This window comes from Angustibacter speluncae (genome assembly GCF_054777815.1).
Genome location: NZ_BAAHAF010000110.1, coordinates 14,487 through 21,907, shown reverse-complemented (window position 1 = coordinate 21,907; position 7,421 = coordinate 14,487). Strand labels below are relative to the sequence as shown.

The 7,421-nt window shown below is 75.7% G+C and carries 6 protein-coding genes; 4 read left to right on the top strand and 2 right to left on the bottom strand.

The features are described from left to right. A partial coding sequence (locus ACYVKY_RS13525; protein WP_460435514.1) for a glycoside hydrolase family 3 N-terminal domain-containing protein occupies window positions 1-1,188 on the top strand: 1,188 nt, incomplete at its 5' end. Here the strand turns inward: ACYVKY_RS13525 and ACYVKY_RS13520 are convergent. Continuing rightward, window positions 1,137-2,339 carry a THUMP-like domain-containing protein gene (locus ACYVKY_RS13520; protein WP_460435513.1) on the bottom strand — a complete coding sequence of 401 codons (1,203 nt, stop codon included), beginning with the start codon at window positions 2,337-2,339 and terminating at the stop codon, window positions 1,137-1,139. The genes ACYVKY_RS13525 and ACYVKY_RS13520 overlap by 52 nt on opposite strands. A gap of 92 nt (window positions 2,340-2,431) precedes the next feature. Between ACYVKY_RS13520 and ACYVKY_RS13515 the strand changes: the two genes are divergently transcribed. The 3 genes from ACYVKY_RS13515 to groL all read left to right on the top strand — a co-directional run bounded on the left by ACYVKY_RS13515 (window position 2,432) and on the right by groL (window position 7,188). Continuing rightward, on the top strand, window positions 2,432-4,927 hold the full coding sequence (locus ACYVKY_RS13515; RefSeq protein WP_460435512.1) for a beta-glucosidase family protein: 2,496 nt from the start codon (window positions 2,432-2,434) through the stop codon (window positions 4,925-4,927). Window positions 4,928-5,113: 186 nt separating this feature from the next. After that, the gene (gene groES, locus ACYVKY_RS13510; protein ID WP_460435511.1) at window positions 5,114-5,410 is read left to right on the top strand and encodes a co-chaperone GroES; all 297 of its coding nucleotides are present in this window, start codon (window positions 5,114-5,116) and stop codon (window positions 5,408-5,410) included. Window positions 5,411-5,571: 161 nt separating this feature from the next. Beyond that, a complete protein-coding gene (gene groL, locus ACYVKY_RS13505) occupies window positions 5,572-7,188 on the top strand; it encodes a chaperonin GroEL (protein WP_460435510.1) in 1,617 nt (538 codons plus the stop codon). A 129-nt stretch (window positions 7,189-7,317) separates the two neighbouring features. On the opposite strand, the gene ACYVKY_RS13500 is transcribed toward groL, so the two are convergent. Continuing rightward, window positions 7,318-7,421, bottom strand: a 104-nt coding sequence (locus ACYVKY_RS13500) for a WhiB family transcriptional regulator (protein ID WP_460435515.1), incomplete at its 5' end; no start/stop codon positions are given.

Below are 7,421 nucleotides of genomic sequence, written 5' to 3'. Positions count from 1 at the left end.
GCCGGCGGCGGCGACGTCGACCTGCTGGCGCGCCAGGCCGCCGAGCTCGACGTCGAGGCCGTCGTCGCCGCGGTCGTGCAGCAGGCCGCGTCGGCCGCCGCGCTCGAGCTGCGCGGCCTGGGCTTCACCTGGGTCTTCGCGCCGGACGCCGACGTGACGAGCGGCCCCGACGACCCGACGATCGGCTCGCGCTCGGCCTCCGACGACCCCGCGCTCGCCTCGGCGGCCGTCACCGCGGCGCTCGGCGGCTACGAGGCGGCCGGGATCGTGCCGGTGGTCAAGCACTTCCCCGGCCACGGCTCGGTGCCGGCCGACAGCCACGAGACGCTCCCGGTGCAGGACGCCACCCTCGACGAGCTGCGAGCCCGTGACCTGCAACCGTTCTCGGCGGCGACGGCGGCCGGGGTGCCCGCCGTGATGATGAGCCACATCGCCGTCGACGCGTTCGAACCCGGTGTGCCCGCGAGCCTCTCGGCCCCGGCGTACGCCTCGCTGCGCGGGCCCGACGTCGGGTTCCAGGGGCTGGCGGTCACCGACGCGCAGGACATGGGCGCCATCACGGCGCAATACGGCAGCGGCGGCGCGGCGGTGAAGGCGCTGCAGGCGGGGGCCGACGTGCTGCTCATGCCGCTCGACCCGACCGCCGCGCACACCGCCGTCGTCACGGCCCTCGGCGACGGCAGCCTGCCGCGCGAGCGGGTCGAGGACGCCGCGGCGAAGGTGGTGGCCGTGCAGACCTGGCAGGCCCGGGTGTCGGCCGGTGCCGCGGTGCCCGCGGACGCCGGTGCGGCGGCGACCGAGGCCTCGCGCGCCCTGTCGGCCGCGGCCGTGACGGCCGTCGACGGGTCGTGCGCGGCGCCCTGGGCGGCCGACGGGTTCCAGGTGCCGGGCCGCATCGACACCGACCGCGCCCGGCTGGCCGCGGCCGCCGAGCGCGCCGGCGTGGGCACCGGGTCCGGCCCGACGGTGCGCCTGCTCGGCGGCTCGTCGGGCGGGTCGGGCGACGTGGTCGTCGCGCTCGACGCCCCGTGGGCGCTCGGCTCGACGCAGGGGACGACGGCGACGCTCGCGCTCTTCGGGCGCGACGACGGCGCTTTCGACGCGCTGGTGGCGGTGCTCACGGGCGCCGCCCGTCCTCAGGGGGCGCTGCCGGTCTCGATCGGGCGGACGACCAGCACCGACTGCTGACCGGCGACCCTCGTCAGCACGATGGTCGCCTCCTGGGAGCCGGTGAGGCGCAGCTGGTTCCGCAGCTGCGCCGGCTCGACCGCGGTCCCGCGCTTCTTGATGGTGAGCCGGCCGACGTCCCGGTCGCGCAGGTGGGTGCGCAACCGCTTGAGCCCGAACGGCATCACGTCGAGCACCTGGTAGCTGCGGGCCAGCGGGCTGGTCGAGGGCGAGTCCGACGTGACGTAGGCGATCGTGGGGTCGACCAGGCGTCCCTGCACCGCCTGCGCGACCAGCCCGACGAGACCCGCGCGCAGCACCGCGCCGTCGGGCTCGTGCAGGTAGGCGCCGACCGCGCCGACGTCGGGCGCGGGCTCGTGCCCGGTGCCGTCGACGACGACCGCCGGGCCGCCGCCGCTGGTCATCACGACGGCCGAGCGCCGCACGTGCTCGCGGGCGACGAGCCCGAACCACAGGCCCGCCTCGACCACGTCGCCGTCGACCGAGACCCACTGCGCCTCCGCGTCGTCCGGCACGAGGTCGTGGCGGATGCCCGGGGCGACCTTGGCGCCGACGGCCGGGAGCCGGCGGGCGAGGTCGACCACGAACGACAGCGGCGGCTCGGCCCGCCGCGGGTCGAGCACCCGCGTGCCGGACGCCGTGCGCCGCGCCGGGTCGAGGAAGGCGCCGCCGACGCCGGTGAGGTCGGTGGTGGTGGCGTCCTCGTGCCGCACCTGCGCGCCCTCGAAGTGCCGCAGGTTGACGGTGGCGACGGCGGCGGTCACCTCGTCGCGCTCGACGGCGACGACCTCGCGGTCGAGACCGGCGAGCGCCATCGCGTCGCCGCCGATGCCGCAGCCGAGGTCGGCGACCCGCTCGACGCCGGCGGACGAGAACCGGTGCGCGTGGCGGGCGGCGACGTCGAGCCGGGTCGCCTGCTCGAGGCCGTCGGCGGTGAAGAGCATCCGCTCGGCGAACGGCCCGAACTTGGTGGCCCCGCGTGCCCGCAGCCGGGACTGGGTGAGGGCCGCGGCCACCAGCGCCGGGTCGAGCCCGCCCGCCCGCAGCCGCTCGCTGAGCGCCGGCACCGCGGCCTCGTCGTACGGGGGGAGGGCGTCGAGGAGCCGCCACCCCTGCGGGGTCATCAGCGCCGCCAGGCCCGTCGCGTCCACGCCCCCATGCAACCAGCAGCGGCGCCACCGGGTCGGGACGGCACCCGACCGGACCCTCCCGGCCCGCCGGTCGCGGGGGCAGACTGGCGACCATGACCACGACGGACGACCTGGCCGGGCTGGTCGCCCGGCTCGACCTGCCGACCAAGGTGCGCCTGCTCACGGGCGCGTCGGCCTTCACGCTGCACGGCGCGCCGGCGATCGGCCTGCACGAGATGGCCTTCTCGGACGGGCCGACGGGCGTGCGGGGGCTGAGGTTCACCGGCGGCGAGGCGGTCGCGCTGTTCCCGAACGCCACGCTGCTGTCGTCCGCCTGGGACGAGGACGCCGCGCGCGAGATGGGGGAGGCACTGGCCGAGGAGGCGGAGCGGCAGCGCATCCACGTGGTGCTCGGCCCGACGATCAACCTGCACCGCACGGCGCTCGGTGGCCGCCTGTTCGAGGCGTACTCGGAGGACCCGCTGCTCACCGGCCGCGTCGCGGCCGCCTACGTGCGCGGGATGCAGTCGCGCGGCATCGCCGCCTGCCTGAAGCACCTGGTGGCCAACGAGTCCGAGACGCTGCGCAACTACGTCGACTCGGTGGTGAGCGAGCGCGCGCTGCGGGAGGTGTACCTGCTGCCGTTCGAGATCGCGCTCGAGGACGGCGGGGCGTGGTCGGTCATGGCGGCCTACAACGACGTCAACGGGACGACGGCGACCGAGCAGGCCCACGTCAACACCGAGGTCGTCAAGGACGGCTGGGGCTGGGACGGCCTGCTGATGTCGGACTGGTACGCGACCAAGTCGGCGGGCCCGGCCGCGAACGGCGGGCTCGACCTGGTCATGCCCGGGCCGGACGGCCCGTGGGGCGACGCCCTCCTGGCGGCCGTGCGGGACGGCGAGGTGGCCGAGGCCGTCCTCGACGACCACGTCACCCGGCTGCTGCGGCTCGCGGCCCGGGTCGGTGCGCTCGCCGGCGACGGCCGTCCCGCCCGGGCGTGGCCGGCCACCAGCCCGGCGCCGACCGACCCGGCCCGCCGCGCGCAGCTGCGGCGGCTCGCGACCGACGGGATGGTCGTGCTGAAGAACGACGGCGTGCTGCCCCTCGAGCCGTCGTCGTCCGTGGCGCTCGTCGGGCGGCTCGCGCTCGAGACCACCTGCATGGGCGGCGGCTCGGCGCAGGTGACCCCGCCGCACCAGGTGTCGGTCGCCGACGGGCTGCTCGAGGCGCTCGGCGGCTCGGTCGTCGTCGTCGACGGCGTGCCCGTGCGGGCCCGGCCCCTGCCGGCGGCGCCCGAGGCGCTCACCGACCCGGTCACCGGGAAGCCGGGCGCGCGCGTCACCTACCTGGACGCCGACGGCGCCGAGATGCGCACCGAGCACGTCGGCGCCGCCGCGGTCGGAGTGGGGTTCGACGACGACCTGCCCCGTCCGGTGGCGGGCCTGGTGCTGCGCGGGACGCTCGTGCGGGGCGGCGCCGTGCGCCTCGGCGCGATCGGCACCGGGCGCTGGACGATCCGGGCCGGGGGCGAGGTGGTGCACGAGGCCGAGCTGGTCGCCGAGGGCTACGACCCGGGCGAGGCCGTGCTGCGCCCGTCGGTCTCGACCACCGACCTCGAGCTCGCCGACGGCGTCGAGGTCGAGGCGCGGGTGCAGGTGGTGGCCACCGAGCCGCGTCCCGGCCCGGACGGCAGCCTCGGCTTCCTCAGCCACGTGGCGGCGTCCGGCACGGGGCTCAAGGCGCTCGTCGCCGCACCGGTGCCGCCGCCGACCGGACCGGTGCTCGACGCGGCCGCGACGGCGGCCGGTGCGGCCGACGTCGCCGTCGTGGTGGTCGGGCTCACCGAGGAGCAGGAGACCGAGGCGGTCGACAAGACCACCCTGGCGCTGCCCGGCGAGCAGGACGCGCTCGTCGAGGCCGTCGCGCGCACCGCCGCCCGCACCGTGGTCGTCGTGAACGCCGCGACGCCCGTGCTCATGCCCTGGTACGACCGGGTCGACGCCGTGCTGGTCGTGGGCCTGCCCGGGCAGGAGGGCGGCCACGCGGTCGCCGACGCGCTGCTCGGCGTGCGCGAGCCGGCCGGCCGGCTCGTCACGACCTGGCCAGCCGCCGACGGCGCCGCGCCGGCGTGGGACACCGTCCCGGACGGGCTGCGGCTCGAGTACGCCGACGACGTGTTCGTCGGCCACCGCGGCTGGGTGGCCGGGCGCGCCCCCGCGCCGGCGCACTGGCTGGGCGCGGGCGAGGGGTACGGGTCGTGGGAGTACGGGCAGCTGCGCCTCGTCGACCCCGGCGAGCCCGGGGTGCGCGGCCCGCGGGTGGCGGTCGAGGTGCGCAACACGTCCGCGCGCGCGTCCCGCGAGGTCGTCCAGGTCTACCTGCGCCCGGACGAGGCCGACCGCGACCGCGAGCCGGTGCGGCTCGTCGGGTTCGGCGCCGCGCGCGTGGAGGCGGGCGGCTCGGCGGTGGTCGAGGTAGCCACGGACGCGCGGCTGTGGCGGCGCTGGGACGACGCCGCCGGGACGTGGGGGACGCCGCTGCGCGGCGGCGACCTGCTGGTCGCGCGCGGTCTCGGCGACGTGCGCAGCAGCTGCCCTTCGCCCTGAGCGGACAGCCCGCTCCCGCACCACCCCGGCGCTGGCACTCGCGCTGACCGAGTGCTAGTTTCGTCCTGGCACTCTCCCTGGGAGTGTGCCAACGCCCGACGGCGTCCGGCACCCGCGACGACGGACGCCACCCGGGCACCACCGTCCTAGTTGGAACCCTGCGAACTGCGAAGGGGAGGTCCGCCCGTGTCGGTCTCCATCAAGCCGCTCGAGGACCGGATCGTCGTCAAGGCCGTCGAGGCCGAGCAGACGACCGCGTCCGGTCTGGTCATCCCGGACACCGCCAAGGAGAAGCCCCAGGAGGGCGAGGTCCTGGCCGTGGGTCCCGGTCGCGTCGACGACAACGGCAACCGCGTGCCGCTCGACGTCGCCGTGGGCGACAAGGTCATCTACAGCAAGTACGGCGGCACCGAGGTCAAGTACGGCGGCGAGGAGCTGCTGATCCTGTCCGCCCGCGACGTGCTGGCGATCGTCCAGTCCTGAGCGAGCCGCACGACTGCACCACCGCACGACTGCACCACCGCACGACCTGAGCACCACCCGACGCGCCCCGGACGTCCCGCCGCCAGACGGCCGGGCCCCGGGGCGCCGTCGGTCCCGCTCCACCCCTGCACGACCACCGAACGAGAGAGGCAACGAGCCACATGGCCAAGACCCTGCAGTTCGACGACGGCGCCCGACGCGCCCTGGAGCGCGGCGTCGACGCGCTCGCGAACGCGGTCAAGGTGACGCTCGGCCCGAAGGGCCGCAACGTCGTCATCGACAAGAAGTGGGGCGCCCCCACCATCACCAACGACGGCGTGACCATCGCCCGCGAGGTGGAGCTGGAGGACCCGTACGAGAACCTCGGCGCGCAGCTGGCCAAGGAGGTCGCCACCAAGACCAACGACGTCGCCGGTGACGGAACCACCACCGCCACCGTCCTCGCCCAGGCCCTGGTGCACGAGGGCCTGCGCAACGTCGCCGCCGGCGCGTCGCCGACCGGCCTGAACCGCGGCATCCGCGCCGCCGTCGAGGCCGTGTCCGCCGCCCTGCTCGAGCACGCCCGCGAGGTCGACGGCAAGGACGACATCGCGCACGTCGCGTCCATCTCCAGCCAGGACCGCGGCATCGGCGAGCTCATCGCCGAGGCGTTCGACAAGGTCGGCAAGGACGGCGTCATCACCGTCGAGGAGTCCTCGACCACCGCGATGGAGCTCGACTTCACCGAGGGCCTGCAGTTCGACAAGGGCTACCTGTCGCCGTACTTCGTCACCGACGCCGAGCGGATGGAGGCCGTCCTCGAGGACGCCTACGTCCTGATCCACCAGGGCAAGATCTCCTCGGTGCAGGACCTCCTGCCGCTGCTGGAGAAGGTGCTGCAGACCTCCAAGCCGCTGTTCATCGTGGCCGAGGACGTCGAGGGCGAGGCGCTGTCGACCCTGGTCGTGAACAAGATCCGCGGCACCTTCACCGCCGCCGCGGTCAAGGCGCCCGGCTTCGGCGACCGCCGCAAGGCGATGCTCGAGGACATGGCGATCCTGACCGGCGCCCAGGTCGTCACCCCCGACGTCGGCCTCAAGCTCGACCAGGTCGGCCTCGAGGTGCTCGGCACCGCCCGCCGCATCGTCGTCACCAAGGACGACACCACCGTCGTCGACGGCAACGGCGAGCGCGACGCGGTCGAGGCCCGGATGGCGCAGCTGAAGTCCGAGATCGAGCGCACCGATTCCGACTGGGACCGCGAGAAGCTGCAGGAGCGGCTGGCGAAGATGGCCGGCGGCGTCTGCGTGATCAAGGTCGGCGCGGCCACCGAGGTCGAGCTCAAGGAGAAGAAGCACCGCATCGAGGACGCCGTCTCGGCGACCCGCGCGGCCATCGAGGAGGGCATCGTCGCCGGCGGTGGCTCCGCCCTCGTGCACGCGGCCGCCGCGATCGACGGCCTGTCCCTCGAGGGCGACGAGGCCACCGGCGCCTCGATCGTCGCCAAGGGCGTCGTCGAGCCGCTGCGGTGGATCGCCGAGAACGCGGGCCTGCAGGGCTACGTCGTGGTCGAGAAGGTCCGCGGCCTCGCGGTGGGTCAGGGCCTGAACGCCGCCACCGGCGAGTACGGCGACCTGCTGGCCGCCGGCGTCATCGACCCGGTGAAGGTGACCCGCTCGGCGCTCACCAACGCCGCCTCGATCGCGTCGATGGTGCTCACCACCGACACCCTCGTGGTGGAGAAGAAGGAGGAGGAGCCCGAGGCCGCCGCCGGCCACGGGCACGGCCACGGCCACTGAGCCGCGGTCCTCCCGCAGCCACGGCTGCACCGGCACGCACGAAGGGCCGGCACCCCGCTCGGGGGTGCCGGCCCTTCGGCTCGTGGACCCGGTCCCCGCCCGAGCGGGTTCCGGAGCTTCGTGGGCCGCTCAGACGGCCTCGGGGAGGGCGCGGCGGCCGGCCAGGATGGCCTCGCGGTCGTCCTCGGTGAGCCCGCCCCACACGCCGTACGGCTCGCGGACGGCCAGGGCGT

Bases quoted from the DNA above. Each gene is read 5' to 3' on its own strand.
- ACYVKY_RS13515 (WP_460435512.1), top strand. From the start codon at position 2,432: ATGACCACGACGGACGACCTGGCCGGGCTGGTCGCCCGGCTCGACCTG.
- groL (WP_460435510.1), top strand. From the start codon at position 5,572: ATGGCCAAGACCCTGCAGTTCGACGACGGCGCCCGACGCGCCCTGGAG.